This window comes from Cellulosimicrobium sp. CUA-896, from assembly GCF_001942335.1.
Lineage (GTDB): Bacteria > Actinomycetota > Actinomycetes > Actinomycetales > Cellulomonadaceae > Cellulosimicrobium.
Genome location: NZ_MKKH01000055.1, coordinates 106,953 through 125,619, shown reverse-complemented (window position 1 = coordinate 125,619; position 18,667 = coordinate 106,953). Strand labels below are relative to the sequence as shown.

Annotated in this window: 18 protein-coding genes and 3 pseudogenes; 11 read left to right on the top strand and 10 right to left on the bottom strand. The window is 75.3% G+C overall.

Annotated features, from left to right (window positions below; all coding sequences use genetic code 11):
• Positions 1-3: 3 nt before the first annotated feature.
• From BJF88_RS15115 to BJF88_RS15105, 3 genes are all read right to left on the bottom strand, one after another.
• Entirely contained in the window at positions 4-954 is a 951-nt protein-coding gene (locus BJF88_RS15115) for an alpha/beta hydrolase (protein WP_075829395.1), read from the bottom strand.
• Between the two features lie 69 nt (positions 955-1,023).
• Positions 1,024-2,112 (bottom strand): aldo/keto reductase, encoded by a 1,089-nt coding sequence (locus tag BJF88_RS15110; RefSeq protein WP_083649180.1) that lies wholly within the window; start codon positions 2,110-2,112, stop codon positions 1,024-1,026.
• Complete coding sequence (locus tag BJF88_RS15105) at positions 2,109-2,573, bottom strand: MerR family transcriptional regulator (protein WP_075829394.1); 465 nt, start codon at positions 2,571-2,573, stop codon at positions 2,109-2,111. The genes BJF88_RS15110 and BJF88_RS15105 overlap by 4 nt, the downstream gene beginning before the upstream one ends.
• Positions 2,574-2,712: 139 nt before the next feature.
• On the opposite strand from BJF88_RS15105, the gene BJF88_RS15100 reads away from it, so the two are divergent.
• Positions 2,713-4,161, top strand: coding sequence for an NAD(P)/FAD-dependent oxidoreductase (locus BJF88_RS15100; protein WP_083649179.1), 1,449 nt, complete (start codon positions 2,713-2,715; stop codon positions 4,159-4,161).
• Positions 4,162-4,189: 28 nt separating this feature from the next.
• On the opposite strand, the gene BJF88_RS15095 is transcribed toward BJF88_RS15100, so the two are convergent.
• Positions 4,190-4,558 carry a hypothetical protein gene (locus BJF88_RS15095; RefSeq protein WP_255372073.1) on the bottom strand — a complete coding sequence of 123 codons (369 nt, stop codon included), beginning with the start codon at positions 4,556-4,558 and terminating at the stop codon, positions 4,190-4,192.
• Between the two features lie 83 nt (positions 4,559-4,641).
• Positions 4,642-4,749, bottom strand: a pseudogene (locus BJF88_RS22455) (TetR family transcriptional regulator); the annotation flags it as partial.
• Positions 4,750-4,772: 23 nt separating this feature from the next.
• On the opposite strand from BJF88_RS22455, the gene BJF88_RS15090 reads away from it, so the two are divergent.
• Entirely contained in the window at positions 4,773-5,936 is a 1,164-nt protein-coding gene (locus BJF88_RS15090; protein WP_075829393.1) for an MFS transporter, read from the top strand.
• Here BJF88_RS15090 and BJF88_RS15085 read toward each other — a convergent pair.
• Together BJF88_RS15085 and BJF88_RS15080 are read right to left on the bottom strand one after the other, a co-directional pair.
• Positions 5,918-6,745: pseudogene (locus BJF88_RS15085) on the bottom strand (sigma-70 family RNA polymerase sigma factor); the annotation flags it as partial. The gene BJF88_RS15090 and the pseudogene BJF88_RS15085 overlap by 19 nt on opposite strands.
• A 137-nt stretch (positions 6,746-6,882) precedes the next feature.
• A complete protein-coding gene (locus tag BJF88_RS15080; RefSeq protein ID WP_075829391.1) occupies positions 6,883-7,620 on the bottom strand; it encodes an SDR family oxidoreductase in 738 nt (245 codons plus the stop codon).
• Positions 7,621-7,759: 139 nt separating this feature from the next.
• Between BJF88_RS15080 and BJF88_RS15075 the strand changes: the two genes are divergently transcribed.
• Genes BJF88_RS15075 through BJF88_RS15065 form a run of 4 tightly spaced genes read left to right on the top strand, consistent with a single transcriptional unit; the run spans position 7,760 to position 9,740 of the window.
• On the top strand, positions 7,760-8,278 hold the full coding sequence (locus tag BJF88_RS15075; protein ID WP_075829390.1) for an OsmC family protein: 519 nt from the start codon (positions 7,760-7,762) through the stop codon (positions 8,276-8,278).
• Between the two features lie 15 nt (positions 8,279-8,293).
• Positions 8,294-8,917 carry a hypothetical protein gene (locus BJF88_RS15070; RefSeq protein ID WP_255372072.1) on the top strand — a complete coding sequence of 208 codons (624 nt, stop codon included), beginning with the start codon at positions 8,294-8,296 and terminating at the stop codon, positions 8,915-8,917.
• 5 nt (positions 8,918-8,922) lie between these two features.
• Positions 8,923-9,252 carry a hypothetical protein gene (locus BJF88_RS22450; RefSeq protein ID WP_255372071.1) on the top strand — a complete coding sequence of 110 codons (330 nt, stop codon included), beginning with the start codon at positions 8,923-8,925 and terminating at the stop codon, positions 9,250-9,252.
• On the top strand, positions 9,249-9,740 hold the full coding sequence (locus BJF88_RS15065; protein ID WP_075829389.1) for an SRPBCC family protein: 492 nt from the start codon (positions 9,249-9,251) through the stop codon (positions 9,738-9,740). Before BJF88_RS22450 ends, BJF88_RS15065 begins: the two co-directional genes overlap by 4 nt.
• Before the next feature lie 102 nt (positions 9,741-9,842).
• Here BJF88_RS15065 and BJF88_RS15060 read toward each other — a convergent pair whose 3' ends face one another.
• Positions 9,843-10,625 (bottom strand): PadR family transcriptional regulator, encoded by a 783-nt coding sequence (locus tag BJF88_RS15060; protein WP_075829388.1) that lies wholly within the window; start codon positions 10,623-10,625, stop codon positions 9,843-9,845.
• Positions 10,626-11,069: 444 nt separating this feature from the next.
• On the opposite strand from BJF88_RS15060, the gene ddaH reads away from it, so the two are divergent.
• The 5 genes and pseudogenes from ddaH to BJF88_RS15035 form a co-directional block, all read left to right on the top strand.
• Positions 11,070-11,969, top strand: a complete 900-nt coding sequence (gene ddaH / locus BJF88_RS15055) for a dimethylargininase (protein WP_075829387.1) — start codon at positions 11,070-11,072, stop codon at positions 11,967-11,969.
• Entirely contained in the window at positions 11,966-13,222 is a 1,257-nt protein-coding gene (gene rocD / locus BJF88_RS15050) for an ornithine--oxo-acid transaminase (protein ID WP_075829386.1), read from the top strand. Before ddaH ends, rocD begins: the two co-directional genes overlap by 4 nt.
• 10 nt (positions 13,223-13,232) lie before the next feature.
• Entirely contained in the window at positions 13,233-14,552 is a 1,320-nt protein-coding gene (locus BJF88_RS15045) for an aminotransferase class I/II-fold pyridoxal phosphate-dependent enzyme (protein WP_075829385.1), read from the top strand.
• A gap of 167 nt (positions 14,553-14,719) precedes the next feature.
• Positions 14,720-15,724 (top strand): ATP-binding cassette domain-containing protein, encoded by a 1,005-nt coding sequence (locus BJF88_RS15040; RefSeq protein WP_075829384.1) that lies wholly within the window; start codon positions 14,720-14,722, stop codon positions 15,722-15,724.
• Positions 15,724-16,344, top strand: a pseudogene (locus BJF88_RS15035) (ABC transporter permease); the annotation flags it as partial. The gene BJF88_RS15040 and the pseudogene BJF88_RS15035, both read left to right, overlap by 1 nt.
• Before the next feature lie 382 nt (positions 16,345-16,726).
• On the opposite strand, the gene BJF88_RS15030 reads toward BJF88_RS15035, so the two are convergent.
• Both BJF88_RS15030 and BJF88_RS15025 read right to left on the bottom strand, forming a co-directional pair.
• Positions 16,727-17,671 (bottom strand): universal stress protein, encoded by a 945-nt coding sequence (locus BJF88_RS15030; RefSeq protein ID WP_075829383.1) that lies wholly within the window; start codon positions 17,669-17,671, stop codon positions 16,727-16,729.
• A gap of 194 nt (positions 17,672-17,865) precedes the next feature.
• A complete protein-coding gene (locus BJF88_RS15025; protein ID WP_255372070.1) occupies positions 17,866-18,636 on the bottom strand; it encodes a C40 family peptidase in 771 nt (256 codons plus the stop codon).
• Between the last annotated feature and the right edge of the window lie 31 nt (positions 18,637-18,667).

The window sequence follows — 18,667 nt, the reverse complement described above, 5'->3', positions numbered from 1 at the left end:
GGCTCAGCGGGTGCCGAGCGCGGTGCGCAGCGTGTCGATCGCCTGCGCGACGGCGCCGCTCGCGGCGGCGGTCGGGCGGATCGGGTTGAGCATCATGAAGTCGTGGAGGATGTGGTTGTAGCGCAGGCTCGTCACCCGCACCCCCGCCTCGAGGAGCCGGCGCGCGTACGCCTCGCCCTCGTCGCGCAGCACGTCGTTCTCGTCGACGATCACGAGCGCGGGCGGCAGCCCGGCGAGGTCGTCGAGGCTCGCGCGCAGCGGGGACGCGGTGAGGTCGTCGCGCTTGTCGACGTCCGGCTGGTAGCAGTCCCAGAACCACGCCATGGCCTTGGCCGTGAGGAACGGCCCGTCGGCGAACTCGCGGTAGGAGGCGGTGTCCTGGCCGGCGTCGGTCACCGGGTAGTACATCGACTGGTGGACGAACGTGACGTCGCCGCGCTGCTTCGCGAGGAGCGCGAGGACGGCGGTCATGTTGCCGCCGACGGAGTCGCCCGCGACGGCGAGGCGCGACGCGTCCAGCCCGTGCGCCGCGCCCTCGGCGGTGATCCAGCGAGCGGTCGCGTACCCCTGCTCGACCGCCACGGGGTGCTGCGCCTCCGGCGAGCGGTCGTACTCGACGAACGCCACGGCGGCCTGGGCGCCGACGGCGAGCTCGCGCACGAGTCGGTCGTGGGTGCCCGCGTTGCCCAGCACCCAGCCGCCGCCGTGCATGTAGAGGACGACGGGCAGCGGGCCGGTCGAGCCGGCGGGCCGGACGATCCGGACCGCGACGTCGCCGACGTCCGCCGGGACGGTGCGCCACTCCTCGTCGACGTCAAGGAGGTCGACGGGCGCGGACTGGACGTCGTCGAGCACCTTGCGGGCCCGCTCCGGGCCCAGCTCGTAGAGGAACGGCGGCGTCGAGGTCGCCTCGGCGAACTCCTGGGCCTGCGGTTCGAGGACGTGATGGCTCATGCTCGTGCTCCTTGCTCGAAGGACGGTCCACGAGGGGCCGGGCGGCCGGCGGATACCGGCCGCCACTGGTCATGACCGAGGCCGTGACCGTTCTGTGACATCACGGCGCACGCGTCTTGCATCCTGGTCGCGGCGCGCGGGCGTCCCGCCGTCAGCGGTCGCGACGTCGGGCACCGGCGCGTAGTCACGGTGACCGGCCACCTCGGCCTCCGGGACCGCCTCCGCGAGGCGCCGCAGCTCGTCGCCCGAGAGCCGCACGCGCGCGGCCGCCGCGTTCTCCTCCAGCCGCTCGCGCCGTCGCGTCCCCGGGATGGGGACGGCACCCTGCGCGACCACCCACGCGAGCGCGACCTGCGCCTCGGTCACGCCCCGCTCGGCCGCGACCTCGCGCACCCGGTCGGCCAGGCGCAGGTTCGCTGCGAACGCCTCGGGCTGGAACCGGGGCAGGCCGCGGCGGGCGTCATCGGGGGCGAGGTCGTCGAGGCTGCGGACGCTGCTCGTCAGGACGCCCCGACCGAGCGGCGAGAACGCGACGAACCCGATGCCGAGCTCGTCCATGACCGCCTTCTCCCCGTTGCGCAGCACGTCGGGCGAGAACAGCGACAGCTCCGACTGCACCGCCGCGAGCGGGTGCACGGCGTGGGCGCGGCGGATCGTGTCGGCGGACACCTCGGACAGGCCCAGGTGCCGCACCTTGCCCGCCGCGACGAGCTCGGCCATCGCCCCGACCGACTCCTCGATCGGCACGGCCGGGTCGGCGCGGTGCAGGTAGTACAGGTCGATCACGTCGGTGCCGAGGTGGCGCAGCGACCGGTCGGCGGCGCGCCGGATGTACTCCGGCGTGCCGTTGCGGCCGTGGACGGTGCCGTCGTCGTCGGTCTCGGCCGACGCCTTGGTGGCGAGCACGATCTCGTCGCGGCGGTCGCCGAGCGCCCGCCCGATGAGCTTCTCGTTCTCGAACGGCCCGTACGCCTCCGCGGTGTCGACGAACGTCACGCCGAGGTCGACGGCGCGGCGCAGCGTGGCGACGGCCTCCGCCTCGTCGGTCGGGCCGTAGTACGCGCTCATGCCCATCGCGCCGAGACCGATCGCGGAGACGTGCAGGCCGTCGCCGAGGGGGACGGTGGGGACGGTCGTGCTGGTGCTGGTGCTGGTCATCGTGGGCCTTCTTCCTGGTCGTCCGGGGAGTGCGGGGAGTGCGGGGATGCGTCGTAACCGCCTGACGCCGCGCGGTAGGACGCGATCTTCGTGTCGAGCGCGGCGAGGTGGCGGCGCGTGCGCTCCATCTCGGCGACGACCCGCTCGCGGTGCCGCTCGAGCACGACGAGGCGCTCGGCCTCGGTGCCCGCGCGGCGGCTGAGGTCCGCCATGACGCGGACGTCGGCAATCGACATGCCCGTCTCCCGGAGCATGACGAGGCCGGCCAGCCACGCGAGGTCGTGCTCGCCGTAGCGGCGCCGACCGCCGCCGTCGCGGGGCGCCGGGTCGAGGAGCAGTCCCTCCTTCTCGTAGTAGCGCAGCGTGTCGACGCTCAGGCCGACCGCGCGCGCGGCGTCGCCGATGGACAGGCCTTGCGGCGGCACCGCGACGGGCGGGGCGGGGATCAGCACGTCCGACATGACTCGAGCATGCGACCTGGAGCGCGCTCCAGGTCAAGCCCCGTCCTGCGCACACCGCCCCGAGCGCTGTCACGGATCGAGGTGCTGCGCGGTCGAGAGGTCAGGAGCGCGCAGACGGCGCGCCGCACAGGAGGCGGTCATGGGACGCATCGTCATCGTCGGCGGGGGCTACGCCGGGTTCACCGTGGCGCGGGAGCTCGAGAAGCACCTGCGGCGCGAGCTGCGCCGCGGCGAGGTGGAGCTGGTCCTGGTCGACCCGCGCCCGTACATGACCTACCAGCCGTTCCTGCCGGAGGTCGTGGCGGGGTCGGTCGAGGCGCGGCACGCCGCCGTCGCGCACCGGCGCCACCTGCGTCGCACGCGCCTCGTCGACGGCACCGTCACGCGTGTCGACCACGCGGACCGCTCGGTCGTCGTCCGGCCCCGCTCGGGCCCCGAGCACCGGCTGCCGTACGACACGGTGGTCGTCACCGCCGGCGCGGTGACGCGCGTCTTCCCGGTGCCGGGCGTCGCCGAGCACGCGATCGGCATGAAGCACGTCGAGGAGGCCGTCGCGATCCGCGACCGGCTGCTCACGTCGTTCGACCGCGCGGCGAGCATGCCCGCCGGCCCGGAGCGCGAGCGCCTGCTCACCGTGACGTTCGTCGGCGGCGGGTTCTCCGGCGTCGAGGGGTTCGCCGAGCTGCTGTCGCTCGCGCACGACCTGCTGCGCCTGTACCCGGAGATCGACGCGTCCGAGGTGCAGTTCCACCTCGTCGAGCGCAACGCGCGCATCCTGCCGGAGGTCACCGAGCGCCCCGGGCGCTGGGTGGTCGAGCAGCTGGAACGTCGCGGCGCGCACGTCCACCTGGGCGCCGGGCTCGACTCGGCGGAGGGCGGCGTCGTACGCCTGACGACCGGCGAGGAGTTCGCCTCGGGCCTGCTCGTGTGGACGGCGGGCAACGCGGCGAACCCGGTCGTGGCCACCCACACGGACCTGCCCGTCGACGCGCGCGGCTACGTCGTCGTGCGGCCCGACCTGCGCGTCGGGACCGTCGAGGAGCCGGTCGAGGACGCGTGGGCCGCCGGGGACGGCGCCGCGGTCCCCGACCTCGCCGTCCCGCGGCCGGGCGCGCTCACCGTGCCGAACGCGCAGCACGCCGTGCACCAGGGACGACGTCTCGCGCGCAACCTCGTCGCGGTCCGGCGCGGCCGGGTCACCCGCCCGTACCGGCACGGCAGCCTCGGCGTCGTGGCGACGCTCGGCATCGGCTCGGGCGTCTTCGAGTACCGCCGGATCGTGGTGCGCGGGGCGCTCGCGTGGCTCATGCACCGCGGGTACCACGTGCTCGCGATCCCGACGTGGGAGCGGAAGGTCCGCGTCCTCGCGGTCTGGCTCACCGCGGCGCTGTTCGGGCGCGACGTCGTCTCGCTCACCGCCGTGCAGCGCCCCCGCGCCGCGTTCGTCGCGGGCGTGCCGCGCGCCGACGCGCCCACCGCCGAGGTGAGCACCGCCGTCGGGCACGACGGCGCGTCGACGGGCGCGGCGACCGGGACCACCCCCGACGGACCGACGACGCGCGAGGCCGAGCCCGCCCGCGTCGCCTGAGCCGTGCGCAGCGGCGCGGTCCGGACGGTCAGGTGCCGGCGACGAGCGTCCGCGCCACGGCGCGCGCCGTCCGCGTGGTCGTGCCGGGCACCCGCAGCCGCATCGCGAGGTAGCCGGAGACGACGAGCAGGAGCTGCTCGGCGAGCTCGTCGGCGCGGCGAGGGTCGACGGCGGCGGCGAGCTCGACGAGGCGGGCGCGCAGGGTCTCGGTGTCGGTGCGGATCGCCCGCTCGACCTCGGCGGGCGGGTCGACGAACTCGGCCGCGGAGCCGAGGAAGGCGCACCACCGTGAGCCGAGCGGCCGGGAGCGGAAGGCGTCGAGCGCGTCGAAGACGGCGAGCAGCCGCCCCTCCGCGGTGCGCTCGGCGGCGACGGCCGCGTCCCAGGTGTCGAGCACTCGCGGTGGCGCCGCTCGAGCGTGGCGGCGAGCAGCGCCTCCTTGCTCGGGTAGCCACGGTAGAGCGTCGCGGCGGACACGCCGGCGCGCTCGAGCACCGCGTCGACGGACGTCGCCGCGATGCCGCGCGAGAAGAACAGCTCGTCGGCGGCGTCGAGCAGCTTCGACTCCGTGCTCGTGCGGATCGCCATGCCTTCACCCTAGACTCGCCAATGTGAAACGCTCGTTTTCGTTTCGGACGTCCTCGGCAGTACCCCTTCTCGCGGGCGGCACCGCCCTCATCGCCGCGACGTACGGCCTCGTGCGGCTCGCCTACGGGCTGTTCCTCCCCGACGTGCAGGCGGACCTCGACCTGGGCGTCGCCGCCGCCGGCGTGGTGTCGAGCGGCGCCTCCGTCGCCTACGTCGTCGGGGCGCTCGTGGGGTTCTCCGCAGCGGCCCGCCACGCACGGGCGCTCGTGGTCGCCGCGGCGCTCAGCGCGGCCGGCGGGGCCCTGGGGATGGCGCTCTCACCCGACGCCGGGAGCTTCGCCGCCTTCGCGATCGCCGGCTCGGCCGGGGCAGGGCTCGCGTCCCCCGCGCTGGTGTCCACGCTCCAGCGCGATCCGACGACGCAGGAGATGCCACGCGCGCAGGCGGTCGTCAACGCCGGCACCGGGCCAGGACTCGTCGCGGCCGGCGTGCTCGCCCTGCTGCTGCTCCCGGACTGGCGGCTCGCCTGGGGCCTCGCGGCCGTCGTCGCGGTGGCGTCCGGGGCCGTCGTCGTCGCGACCGCCCGCACGCGCGGCCCCGCCCCCGCGCGGGCGTCGATGCCACCGTCCTCCTGGTTCGTCGCCCACGCGACGGTGCTCGCGGCCGCCCTCCTCATGGGTGCGGGCTCCGCGGCGGTCTGGAACTACGGCCGCACGCTCCTCGTCGAGTCGGGCACCGCCGAGACCACCTCGGTCCTCGCCTGGGTCGCGATCGGCGCGGGCGGCACGGCGGTCCTCGCCACCGCCGCCTGGCTGGAGCGCCGCGGACCGCGCACCTCCTGGCTCGTCACGTCGGGCACCGTGGCGGTGGCCTCCGCGACGCTCGTCGCCGCCGCGGGCAGCGCGCCGCTCGCGCTGGCCGCCTGCGCGGCGTTCGGCTGGGGCTACACCGCCGGGACCGGCGCGCTCATCGCGTGGACCGCGCGGATCGACGCCCCGCGCGCGCCGTCCGGCACCGCGCTGCTGTTCGTCGTTCTGGTCCTCGGCCAGGCCCTCGGCGCCGCTGCGGTCGGGGCGCTGGTCCCCGTGGCCGGCTACCCGACGGCGTTCCTCGCCGCCGCCGGCGCGGCGGCCGTCGCCGCCCTGCTCGCGCTCGGACGGCGCGACCGTCAGGCCGCGGCCGCGTAGCCGCCGAGCTTGTCCGGGTTGACCTGGACGTACACGTGCTCGATCCCCGCCGGGGAGACGTCGAGCGACACGAGCGCGAACGGCGTGCCGTCGCGCAGCACGAGCAGGGCGGGGAGCCCGTTCGCCTCGACCACGCGCAGCTCGGCGTCCGCCCAGTACTTGCGCCACACGTTGTCGAAGAACAGCGACACGCGAGCCACGCCCACGACGCTCCTTGCGCGACGCGTGCACGCGCCCGCCGCCGTGGGGCGCGCCACGACGTCGTCGGCGAGGAACCGCTCGAACCGGGCCAGGTCGCCGTCGTGCGCCGCGGCGACGAACTCGTCGAGCAGACGCCGGTGCTCGCCCGGGTCGACGGGCACCGCGGGACGCGTGCCCAGCCGCTCGCGTGCGCGGCGCGCGAGCTGGCGCGCGTTCGACTCCGTCATGTCGAGGATCTCCGCCACCCGGCGGTGCGGGTACCCGAACGCCTCGCGCAGCACGTAGACCGCCCGCTCGACCGGGGTGAGGCGCTCGAGCAGCACGAGCGTCGCGACCTCCAGGGCCTCGGCACGCTCGGCGCCGAGCGCGGGGTCGTCGCTCGTGTCGACGGGCTCGGGCAGCCACGGGCCCACGTACGTCTCCCGGCGCGCCCGCGCGGAGGTCGCGGCGTTGATCGCGAGGCGCGTGGTCGTCGTCGTGAGGAACGCCGCCGGGTTCTCCACCCGCGAGCGGTCGGCGCCCTGCCACCGGATCCAGGCGTCCTGCACCACGTCCTCCGCCTCGGCGACGCTCCCCAGCATCCGGTAGGCGATCCCGAACAGCTGCGGCCGGACGGCGAGGAACGCCTCGAGCGCCCCGGGGTCCTCACGGACGCCGGCGCGCGGGCGCCGTCGGGTGCGACGTCATGCGGTCACGGTACGCCGCCGCGCACCGCGGCGTCTGCCCCCCGGGGCGAGGCCCGCGCTCAGGCGGAGGTGAACTGCGCGAAGGTGACCCGGCCGGTGGCCGACTCCCCCTGCGGCACGATCGAGTCCTCGGCGAGCCGCGCCCCGAAGTACGTCGCGTCCGGGTCGCCGACGACCTGGCGGGTGTCGCCCCGGGCGGCCAGCGCGTCCCGGACGAAGCCGTCGAAGCGCACGCGCTCCGGGCCGGCGATCTCGACGACGGCGTCCCGCGGCTCGCCCACCGCGGCGTCGGCGACCGCGCGCGCGACGTCGGCCGACGCGATCGGCTGGAACGCGACGGTCGGGATGCGCACGACGCCGTCCACGGTGGAGCCGTCCGCGATGGCCTGCGCGAACTCGAAGAACTGCGTCGCGCGCACCACCGTCCAGCCGCGGCCGGACCCGCGCACCAGCTCCTCCTGCGCGACCTTCGCGCGCATGTACCCGGCGTCGGTGCGGTCGACCCCGACGATGGACAGGATGACGTGGTGCCGCACCCTGGCCCGCGCCTCGGCGTCGAGCAGCGTGCGCGTGGACGTGGTGAAGAACGTCATGACGTCCTCGTCGGCGAACGACGGCGAGTTCGACACGTCCACGACGACGTCCGCGCCCGCGAGCGCCGCGTCGACGCCCTCGCCGCTGAGCGTGTCCACGCCCGTGCTCGGTGCGGCGACGACGGTCTCGTGGCCCTGCTCCTGCAGTCGTGCGACCACCTGGCTGCCGACGAGCCCGGTCCCGCCGACGACGACGATCCTCATGAGGTCCTCCTCCGATCCCTGGGTGCGGCGCGTGGCCGCCTGACACCTGCTCGACCGGACGGGCCGCGCGGACGTGACACCCGATCCACAGGGAGGACGGCGGTCACCAGGAGGTGGGCGCGGGTGCGAGGATCGGGCCATGACGACCGAGCCTGCCGAGTCCTCCCTCAGCCCCGCCGCCGAGGCCGACCGCGACGTGCCCCCGGCGTCGCCCGCCCCGAGGGACCCGCTCTGGGTCGAGCGCACCGGGAACCGCACGTACACGGGGTTCTCCGCGCGCGGCGCCCAGGTGTCGATCGGGCCGGCGAGCGAGGGCGCCGTCTTCACGCCCGGCGAGCTGCTGAAGATCGCGCTCGCGGCGTGCGCGGGCATGAGCACCGACCGCACGTTCGCCCGTCGGCTCGGGGACGACTACCAGCTGACGATCCGGGTCTCCGGCGACAAGCTCGTCGAGGAGGACCGGTACCCGAAGATCACGGGCACGTACGACATCGACCTGTCGGCGCTCGACGACGACCTGCGCGAGCGGCTCGTCACGGTCGCCGAGCGAGCGATCGACAAGGCGTGCACGGTAGGACGGACGGTCAAGGCCGGCGCGGAGGTCGAGTACCTCTTCCAGCCGGAGGGCGCGGGCCCGGTGCTCGAGTCCGACGTGTGAGCGACGGGAGACGCGATGGCGGACGAGCACGACGCGGTGGGCCCGGGGCCGGCGCGCGCCCCGGCGGGGAACCGGGCGGCGCGACGGCCGGACGTCCCGGACTACGGAACGCCACCGGGTGGCGGCCTGCCCGTCGAGGTCTCGGACGCCGCGGCGTCGACACGTGACGCCGTCGACTGGACGGCGTACCGCCCCACCCCGCTGCTCGACGCCGCGCTCGACAAGGCGGTGACGATCCCGTCGCAGGCGATCCGCGCGCACGTCGACTCCGTGCGCCGCCGGAACCCGGAGGCAGGCCCGGCCGGGATCATCTCGATCCTCGAGCGGGAGTACCTGCTCGTCGTCCAGGCGGCGGGCGGCGCGGTCGGCGCGGCCGCGGCGTTCCCGTCGGTCGGCACGGGGGTGGGGATCGCCCTGACGTCGAGCGACATCGCGACGTTCTTCGCGTCGTCGGCGGCCTTCTCGCTCGCGGTGGCGGACGTGCACGGGATCGCCGTGGACGACGTCGCCCGCCGCCGCGCCCTGCTCCTCGCCACGGTCCTCGGCGAGAAGGGCGCGCGGGACGTCGAGCGGGCGGCGCAGGGGTCGGGCACGGCCTGGGGCAAGGTCCTGCTCACGCGCATGCCTCCGGGACCCTGACGAAGGTGAACAAGGCGCTCGCCAACCGCTTCCTGCGCACACAGCTCGCGAAGCAGTCCGGGCTGGCGATCGGGCGGCTCGTGCCGTTCGGGATCGGGGCCGTCGTCGGCGTCGCGGGCGGTCGCGCGCTGGGGCAGGGCGTCGTCGCGCAGTCGCGGCGTGCGTTCGGCCCGCCGCCGTCGGTGTTCGGGCGCGTGCTCGAGGTCGTCGAGGCCGCGACCGAGGACGCCCGGCCCACGCTCGTCCCCGTGCCCGAGGACGCGGTGCCCCCGCGCCGCCGTCGCCTCCTGTCGCGGCGGCGCCGGGGCGGGCCCACCCGGGACGCCGACGCGTGACGGGGAAGGACCACCGCGTCGCCGTCGGGCGGGAGCTGCCCGTCGACGCGTCCGTCGCGTTCGCCTGGGTCGCGGACCCGCGCACGCACCCGCGGTTCATCCCGCTCACGCGCATGGCGACGCCCGCGCTGCGCGGCCCGGACGTCGGCGACCGGTTCGCGATGGTGAGCGGCCCGCTCGCGCGCCGGGGCGCGCCGGGGTTCGTCGACCGCATGGTCGTCGAGTCCCTCGACCGGCCCTCCGCGGCGACGGGGCGCGTCGGCAGCACGAGCGTGCGCAAGCTCGGCCCGGTGCTGCTCGGCGACGCCGGGTTCGACGTCGAGCCGCTCGGCCCGGGCCGGTGCCGCGTCGTGTGGTGGGAGGACGCCTACCTCGCCGGCCCCCTCCCCCGGCGCGTGACGGCCCCGCTCGTCGGCCTGGCCCTGCGCGGCATGATGCACGTCTCGCTGCGCCGGCTCGCGGAGCGGCTGGAGCGCCGCAGCGCCTGACCGCGCGCGCGGGGGTGCCGAACCCCGGGTACCAGCCCCACTCGACGCGCCGAACCCCGGGTTATCCGCCATTCGACGCGCCGAAGATCGGTCGGCGTCCGATCAGTCGGCGTCGGGTCGGTCCTCGACCGGCGCGTCCTCGACGGACTCGTCGGCGGGTGCGTCGTCGACCGGGGAGCCCGACGACGGAGCGGTCGCCCCGGCGTCGGCGGTCGCCGTCGGCGCCGGGCCGGCCAGGACGAGGTAGAGCTCGCGCCGGGTGCGCTCGAGCAGGTCGGCCGCGGCCTTCGCCTGCTCGTCGGTGCCCGTGCGCGCGACCTGGTGCACCGCCGCGGCGACGGCCTCGACGCCGGCGCGCAGCGCGTGCCGGGAGCGCCCGCCGCGACCGGCGGCCTCGGCGAACGGGTCGCCGAGCCGCTCGGCGTGCTCCGCGACGTGGGCACGCCCGGCCTCGGTGAGCGAGGCCATGCGGCGCCCGCCCTCGGACGACAGCTCGACGAGCCCTTCGTCCTGGAGCAGGTTCAGCGCCGGGTAGACCGCGCCCGGGCTGGGACGCCACTGGCCCTCGCTCCGGTCGGCGATCTCCTGGATCAGCTGGTAGCCGTGCTTCGGCTCCTCGGCGAGGAGGAGCAGGATCGCGGCGCGCACGTCGCCGCGGCCTGCGCGGCGGGGGCCGCCGTGCCGCCGGCCGCCGCCGCGCCCGCCGGGTCCGAAACCGGGACCGAAGGCCGGGCCGAAGCCGGGACCGGAACGTGGGCCGCCGTCGCCGGGACCGCCGAACCCGCCCCGGCCGGGACCGCGCGGGGCGCCGCGGCCGCCGGTGCCGCGGCCCGGGGCCCCACGACCGGGACCGTCGCCGCGGAACCAGGCCGCGTCGTCGGGCACGGGCGGGAATCCCCCGCGACGGCGACGAGCGCCCGCGGGGTGAGAGTCATGGTCGTGAGAGTGGTCGTGAGCGCGGCCGCGGCCGCGGTGGTCGTGTGCGTGGTTCATGGGAAGTCTCCGAAAGAGGGTGAGCACGGGTGGTGGCGCCCGGGCGTTCCCGGTCGGGAGCAGCGGCCGACAGGTCGGGCTGCCGAGCGGGTCGCGCGGCGTCGCGGCGGACCCGGGACGTCGAGGCGAGCCGGACCGGCCGCCGTCGACACGCTCACGATATATCGCTGACGTATCGTCGTCAATGCTCGGCATGCACTTCCGCGCTGCCGGGACCGGTGCGCGGTCCGGACGTACGCTGACGTCCAGCACGCCGTCCGGCCGAACACCCACGGCCCGGGCGACACCCGGCACCGCACCACCCGTGCGCGCGGGCCGACGAGATCGGAGGCGACGATGCACCCCAGGCACTACCTCATGTGCCGGCCGACGTACTTCACCGTCAGCTACGAGATCAACCCGTGGATGGACCGCAGCAGCCCGGTCGACACGCCCCACGCCGTCGCGCAGTGGGAGCGCCTGCGCGACACGTTCCGCGACCTCGGGCACGTGGTCGAGACGATCACCCCGCTGCCCGGCCTGCCGGACATGGTGTACGCGGCGAACGGGGCCACCGTCGTCGACGGCCTGGTCTACTCCGCCCGTTTCCACCACGCTGAGCGCGGACCCGAGGGCCCGGCCTACCTCAAGTGGTTCGCCGACCACGGGTACGTCACGCACCTCGCCGAGCACGTCAACGAGGGCGAGGGGGACCTGCTCGTCGCGGGCGACGTCGTGCTCGCCGGCACCGGCTTCCGCACGACGCGCGCGGCGCACGCCGAGGCCGCGGCGCTCTGGGGCCGCGAGGTCGTCACGCTCGAGCTGGTCGACCCGCGCTTCTACCACCTCGACACCGCGCTCACCGTGCTGCGCGGCAACGGCCCGGGCGCCGCCACGTCAGGCACCGAGCGCCCCGAGGGGCGCCGCGGCGCACGCACGGGCGAGGCCCTCGGGGCCGGCGTCGACGTCGTCTACTACCCGGCCGCGTTCTCGGCGGCGTCGCAGGAGGTGCTCCGCGAGCGGTTCCCGGACGCGCTGCAGGCACGGGAGGAGGACGCCGTCGTGCTCGGCCTCAACGCCGTGAGCGACGGCCACCACGTCGTGCTCAACCCGCGGGCCGAGCATCTCGCCGGCGCCCTGCGCGAGCGCGGCTACGAGCCCGTGCCGGTGGACACCTCCGAGCTGCTGCGCGGCGGCGGCGGCGCGAAGTGCTGCACGCTCGAGATCCGACCTCCGCACCGCGGCGGTGCGTCATGACCGCGCAGGGGCTGCGGTCCGGGACGCCCCGGGCCGACAGCCTCGCGCACAACTACCACCCGCTGCCCGTCACGGTCGCGACGGCCGAGGGTGCATGGGTGACCGACGTCGCGGGCCGCCGCTACCTCGACCTGCTCGCCGGCTACTCCGCGCTGAACTTCGGGCACCGCCACCCCGCCCTCGTCGACGCCGCCGTCCGCCAGCTCGGCCGCGTCACCCTGACGTCGCGGGCGTTCGACCACGACCTGCTGCACCCGTTCGCGGACGCCCTCGCCCGGCTCGTCGGGCCGCTGACCGCCGGCGGCGGGCCCGAGGGGCGCGGCGCGATGGTCCTGCCGATGAACACGGGCGCCGAGGCCGTCGAGACCGCGATCAAGACCGCGCGCAAGTGGGGCTACGACGTGCGCGGCGTGCCGCCCGGCGAGGCGACGATCGTCGTCGCCACCGGAAACTTCCACGGCCGGACCACGACGATCGTGTCGTTCTCCGACGACCCCGACGCGCTGCGCGGCTTCGACCCGTACACGCCCGGCTTCCGCACGGTGCCCTACGGCGACGTCGACGCCGTGGCGGACGCGGTCGACGACACCACGGTGGCGGTGCTCATGGAGCCGGTCCAGGGCGAGTCGGGCGTCGTCGTGCCGCCGGACGGGTTCTGGCCCGCGCTGCGCGAGCTCACGGCGGCGCGGGACGTGCTGCTCGTCGCGGACGAGGTCCAGTCCGGGCTCGGCCGGACCGGCACCACCCTCGCGTGCGAGCTGTGGGGCGTGCGGCCGGACCTCGTGACGCTCGGCAAGGCGCTCGGCGGGGGCATCCTGCCGGTGTCCGCGGTCGTCGGGCGTCGCGACGTCCTCGAGGTCCTCACCCCGGGCACGCACGGCAGCACGTTCGGCGGCAACCCGCTCGCGTGCGCCGTCGGGCTCGCGGTCGTCGACCTGCTCGCCACGGGCGAGCCGCAGGCGCGCGCCCGCGCGCTCGGCGAGACCTTCCACGCCCGGCTCGCCGCGCTCGTGGGTGCCGGGCTGCTCGACGGCGCGCGCGGCGTCGGGCTCTGGGCGGGCCTCGACCTCGATCCGGCCCGCGGCACCGGCCGCGACCTGTGCGAGGCGCTGCTCGCGCGCGGCGTGCTCGCCAAGGACACGCACGGCTCGACCATCCGGATCGCCCCGCCGCTGACCGTCTCCGCCGAGGACCTCGACCTCGGGCTGTCCGCGCTCGAGGACGCCCTGACGTGGCTGGCGAGCCCTCGGTAGAGTCCTGGGGATGACCACCGCGCAGCCGTCCCAGCCCCACGTCCCCGCCGCCGCGCCGAGCGGGACGGGCGAGCGCCCGGAGCTCGCCGCGTCCCTCGACGACCTGCGCCGCGCCTACGCCGAGCTGCAGTCCCTCGGGCTGCGGCTCGACCTCACGCGCGGCAAGCCGTCGGCCGCGCAGCTCGACCTGTCCGAGGCGCTGCTCGCGCTGCCGGGCGAGGGCGTGCACACGGACGACACCGGGACGGACGTGCGCAACTACGGTGGCCTCGACGGCCTGCCGCAGCTGCGGCGGATCTTCGCCGAGCTCCTCGGGCTGCCCGTCGAGCAGCTCCTCGCGGGCGGCAACGCGAGCCTGACGCTCATGTACGACACGCTCGTGTACGCCATGCTCTTCGGCGTCCCGGGCTCCGAGTGGCCGTGGGGCCGCGAGGAGCGCGTGCGCTGGATCTGCCCCGTGCCGGGCTACGACCGCCACTTCACGGTGTGCGAGGAGCTCGGCATCGAGATGGTCCCGGTCCCGATGACGCCCGCCGGGCCCGACGTCGACGCCGTCGCCGCGCTCGTGGCGGACGACCCGAGCATCAAGGGCATGTGGGTCGTGCCCACCTACGCCAACCCCGACGGCTCCGTCGTCTCCGAGGACGTCGCGCGCCGCCTGGTGTCGATGCCGACGGCCGCGCCCGACTTCCGGATCCTGTGGGACAACGCGTACGCGCTGCACCACCTCACCGAGGAGGAGGTCACGAGCGCCGACGCGATCCGCATGGCCGCCGAGGCCGGGAACCCGGACCGCGTGGTGCTGTTCGCCTCGACGTCGAAGATCACGTTCGCCGGTGCCGGCGTCGCGTTCCTCGGCTCCTCCCCCGCGAACGTCGCCTGGTTCCGCAAGCACCTGTCCGCCCAGTCCATCGGCCCGGACAAGGTCAACCAGCTGCGCCACGCCCTGTTCTTCGGCGACGCCGACGGCGTGCGCGCCCACATGCGCGAGCACCGCCGCATCCTCGCGCCCAAGTTCCAGGCGGTCACCGACACGCTCGCCGAGCGCCTCGGGCCGTGGGACGTCGCGTCGTGGAACGCGCCCCGCGGCGGCTACTTCGTCAGCCTCGTCGTGCCGTCGGGGACGGCGTCGCGCGTCGTGGAGCTCGCGAAGGGCGCGGGCATCGCCCTGACCCCGGCCGGCGCCGCCTACCCGTACGGCAAGGACCCGGAGGACAAGGTGCTGCGCCTGGCGCCGTCGCTCCCGCCGCTGGAGGAGGTGCGGGTCGCGATGGACGGCGTCGCGACGTGCGTGCTGCTCGCCGCCGCGGAGCAGGCCGCGGCCCGGTGACCCGTCGGCGCCGCACGTCCTGAGAAAACTCACTGGTCCCGTGTCACCCCCGGGGAGCACGATGGGGTGCGGGCACCCCGATGAGTTCTCCGCCCCGTCGCGGTCGGAGCGTGGGTGTGCAGCCACGTGAGCGCGACGACCCGCGCTCCGCGACCAGAGGAGGGGACATGAGCTCATCGCCGAGCGGCGGCCTGGCGATCGAGGCCCGCGGGCTCGTCAAGCACTTCACGTCCGGCAAGTCGGTGACCAAGGCGGTCGACGGCGTCGACCTGGCCGTTCCGGAGGGCACGGTGCTCGGGGTGCTCGGGCCGAACGGCGCCGGGAAGACCACCGCGGTCCGCATGCTGGCCACGCTCCTGCAGCCCGACGCGGGCAGCGCGACCGTGCTCGGCCACGACGTGGTGCACGACGCCGACAAGGTGCGTTCCGTCGTCGGGCTGACCGGGCAGTACGCGTCCGTGGACGAGGACCTCACCGGTACCGAGAACCTCGTCATGCTCGCGCGGCTCTACGGGTTCCTCGGCGGCACCGCGCGGCGGCGGTCGCAGGAGCTCCTGGAGGCGTTCGGCCTCGGCGACGCGGGCGGCCGGCAGGTCAAGACGTACTCCGGCGGCATGCGCCGCCGCATCGACCTCGCGGCGAGCCTCGTCATGAGCCCGCGCGTGCTGTTCCTCGACGAGCCGACGACGGGCCTCGACCCCCGCAGCCGCAACCAGGTCTGGGACATCGTGCGCGTCCTCGTGGCCGACGGCGCCACGGTGCTCCTCACGACGCAGTACCTGGAGGAGGCCGACCAGCTCGCGGACAAGATCGCGGTCATCGACCACGGCAAGGTCATCGCGGAGGGCACCGCGACCGAGCTCAAGCGGTCCGTCGGGGAGGGGTCGGTGCAGCTGCGGCTCGCCGACTCCGCGCAGCGCGCCCGCGCCGCGGAGCTCGTCGGGGTGCTGCTCGGCACGGAGGTCGCCCTCGCGAACGACCCGTACGCGTTCTCGGCCCGCGTGCCGGACGACGGCGGCCCGGCCGTCGCGCGCATCCTGCCCGCGCTCGCGGACGAGGGCATCACGGTCCCGGAGTTCACCCTCGGCCAGCCGAGCCTCGACGAGGTGTTCCTGGCCCTCACCGGCCAGCCCGTCGAGGACGCCGACGAGACGATCGAGGAGGTGGCCTGATGGCGACCGAACCCACCACCGCCGCCGAGCTGCGCGCGCCCGAGGCGAGCGCGCTCCGCGAGGCCGTCGCGCTCGAGCACCGCCCGAGCCGGCCGTCGCCGGTCTCGGCGACCCTCACGTACACGTGGCGCGCGCTGCTGAAGATCAAGCACGTGCCCGAGCAGCTGTTCGACGTCACGGTGTCGCCGATCATCTTCACCCTGATGTTCACGTACCTGTTCGGCGGTGCGCTGGCCGGCGACGTGCAGAGCTACCTGCAGTTCCTCCTGCCCGGCATCCTCGTGCAGGCGGTGCTCTTCACGACGATCTACACCGGCTACACGATGAACACCGACATCTCGAAGGGCGTCTTCGACCGCTTCCGGTCGCTGCCCGTGTGGCGGCCCGCGCCGATCGTCGGCGCGCTCTTCGGCGACACGGTGCGCTACACCATCGCGTCGCTCGTCACCCTCGCACTCGGGCTGGTCCTCGGCTTCCGGCCGCCGGGCGGCGTCGTCGGCGTCGCGCTCGGGATCGTGCTGCTGCTCGTCTTCGCCTTCGCGCTCAGCTGGGTCTTCACGGCGCTCGGGCTCGTGCTGCGCTCCCCCAACGCCGTCATGGGCACGTCGATGCTCGTCCTCATGCCGCTGACGTTCGCGTCGAACATCTTCGTCGACCCGTCGACGATGCCGTGGTGCTCCAGCGCTTCGTCGACGTCAACCCGGTCACGCACCTGGTCACGGCCGTCCGCAGCCTCATGGGAGGCGACCCGGACCTCACCGGCATCATGTGGGTGCTCGTCGCGTCCGTGGTCCTCACAGCCGTGCTCGCACCGATCACCATGCGGCTGTACCGCAACCGGAGCTGACCCGGCCTCTCCTGCTCGGCGAGACGGTGCACCAGGCGGGCGGACCGGGGGCGGCGGCGGGTCGTGGCGGGTCTGGCGGGAGGACCCGAGGGACGAGGGTCCGGATGGTAGGCCCGCCGCCGCCCCGGTCCGCCCGCCGCCACGCCCGACCCGCGTCAGCTCGCCTGCGCCGACTCCTCCGCGTCGTCGTCGCACTTCTTCGTCACGACCATCACGGGGCACGCCGAGTGGTGCAGGACGGCCTGGCTCGTCGACCCGAGCAGCAGCCCGCGGAACCCGCCGCGGCCGCGCGAGCCGACCACGACGAGGTCGGACGCGATCGAGAACTCCGTGAGGAGCTCGGCCCCGGTGCCGTCGAGCACGATGCGCTTGATCGTCAGGCCGGGGTTGTCCGCCTCGTGCCGGTCGATGATGACGTTCAGCCCCTCGGTGACGTCGGCGAGGACCTGCTCGTGGTCGATCGACGCCGGGAGCCACGCGAGCAGCCCCGCGCCCGCCCCGACCGGGACGCCCGCGACGGCGACGAGCTCGGCGTCCCACGCCCGCGCCTGCCGGATCGCGTGGCGCACCGCGATCTCCGCGGACGGGGAGCCGTCGACGCCGACGACGATGCGCCGCAGCGGCCGCACCGGCGGCAGCTCCGCGCCCGCGTCGGCACCGGCGTCGGCACGAAACGGCACGACGACGGTGGGGCAGTGGGCGTGCGCGGGCAGGGCGGAGGAGACCGTGCCGAGCAGACGCTCGGTGAAGCCGCCGCGACCGCGCGTGCCGACCACCACGAGCGAGTGCTCGCGGGACATCTCGACCAGGACTCCGGCGGCGTCGCCCGTCGTCACCGTCGCCGTCGTGCGCACCCCGGCGGCCTCGGCACGCGCCCGCGCCTCCTCGAGCACGGCGCGCGCGCCCTCCTGGATCGCCGAGTCGTCGAGAGCGGCGTACCCACCGTCGAGGGAGGCAGCCGTGAACGACGGCAGCGAGTACGTGCACACCACGTGCAGCGGCCACCCGACCCGCCGGGCGTAGGCGGCCGCCCAGTCGAGGGCGTGCAGGCTGGGCGCCGACCCGTCCACACCGACGAGGACCGTTTCCGTGCGGGTCATCGTTGACTCTCCTCTCGACGGCCGGGTGCCGTCCGGCGACCAACCTAGCCGAGGTGTACACGGCGCCATGCCCACGGCAGGTCACGAACAAGTCAAGAATGCCACGGACCGCCCATCCGCGACGATGTCGCGGGGGACGGGGTCCGAGGTGAGCCGTGGTCGCGCGACCCGGAGGACGCGCGGCGTGGCGTGGATCAGGCGACGCGGATGAACGTCGGGTTGGACTGCCAGATCTGACGGAACTGGATGGTCTTGCCCGGACGCGGGGCGTCGATCTGCATGTTGTCGCCGGCGTAGATGGCGATGTGGCCGGGGGTCCAGATGAGGTCGCCGGGCTGCGCCTGCGAGCGCGGGACCTTCGTGCCGACCGAGCCCTGCGCACCCGAGGTGCGGGGCAGGTTGATGCCGACCTGGGCGTAGACGTAGCTCGTGAAGCCGGAGCAGTCGAAGCCGTCGGGGGTCGTGCCGCCGTAGACGTAGGGGACGCCGACGTAACGGGCGGCGATCGAGACGATCGTGCTGCCGTACGCCGAGGCGGGGACGGAGACCGGGGCCTCCTCCTGCGCGGGCGCCTCGGCCTGCGCGGGCGCCTCGGCCTGCGTCGCCTGGCGCTCCTGCGAGCGGCTGGTGCTCTGCGAGCGCTCGACCACGGGCTCCGGCTCGGGCTCCGGCTCGGGAGCCGGGGTCACCGTCACGGGGGCGGCCTCGATCGTGAAGGCGGCGTCCGCGGCGACCGTCACGGCCGGGGCGGCCTCGAGCGCCTGGCGCGCCTGCGCCGTCACGGCGCTGAGGTCGACGGAGTTGAGCTTGTTGGACTCGTTGTCGACGGGGGCGGCGTTCGCCGGGGCGGCCGCGCCGATCATCGAGACCACGAGGCCGGAGGACGCGGCGACGACGGCGGTCCGACGACCGACGGTCGACATCTGGTCCGACGCGGCCTGGGCGATGGTGCTGAGTGGCGTCACGGGACGCCGCGCCGCGCGGTGGCGGGCGCGA

Bases quoted from the DNA above. Each gene is read 5' to 3' on its own strand.
- BJF88_RS15110 (WP_083649180.1), bottom strand. From the start codon at position 2,112: ATGACCAGCACCAGCACCAGCACGACCGTCCCCACCGTCCCCCTCGGC.
- BJF88_RS15100 (WP_083649179.1), top strand. From the start codon at position 2,713: ATGGGACGCATCGTCATCGTCGGCGGGGGCTACGCCGGGTTCACCGTG.
- BJF88_RS15070 (WP_255372072.1), top strand. From the start codon at position 8,294: ATGGCGGACGAGCACGACGCGGTGGGCCCGGGGCCGGCGCGCGCCCCG.
- BJF88_RS15080 (WP_075829391.1), bottom strand. From the start codon at position 7,620: ATGAGGATCGTCGTCGTCGGCGGGACCGGGCTCGTCGGCAGCCAGGTG.
- BJF88_RS15105 (WP_075829394.1), bottom strand. From the start codon at position 2,573: ATGTCGGACGTGCTGATCCCCGCCCCGCCCGTCGCGGTGCCGCCGCAA.
- BJF88_RS15045 (WP_075829385.1), top strand. From the start codon at position 13,233: ATGACCACCGCGCAGCCGTCCCAGCCCCACGTCCCCGCCGCCGCGCCG.
- ddaH (WP_075829387.1), top strand. From the start codon at position 11,070: ATGCACCCCAGGCACTACCTCATGTGCCGGCCGACGTACTTCACCGTC.
- BJF88_RS15115 (WP_075829395.1), bottom strand. From the start codon at position 954: ATGAGCCATCACGTCCTCGAACCGCAGGCCCAGGAGTTCGCCGAGGCG.
- rocD (WP_075829386.1), top strand. From the start codon at position 11,966: ATGACCGCGCAGGGGCTGCGGTCCGGGACGCCCCGGGCCGACAGCCTC.
- BJF88_RS15030 (WP_075829383.1), bottom strand. From the start codon at position 17,671: ATGACCCGCACGGAAACGGTCCTCGTCGGTGTGGACGGGTCGGCGCCC.
- BJF88_RS15040 (WP_075829384.1), top strand. From the start codon at position 14,720: ATGAGCTCATCGCCGAGCGGCGGCCTGGCGATCGAGGCCCGCGGGCTC.
- BJF88_RS15075 (WP_075829390.1), top strand. From the start codon at position 7,760: ATGACGACCGAGCCTGCCGAGTCCTCCCTCAGCCCCGCCGCCGAGGCC.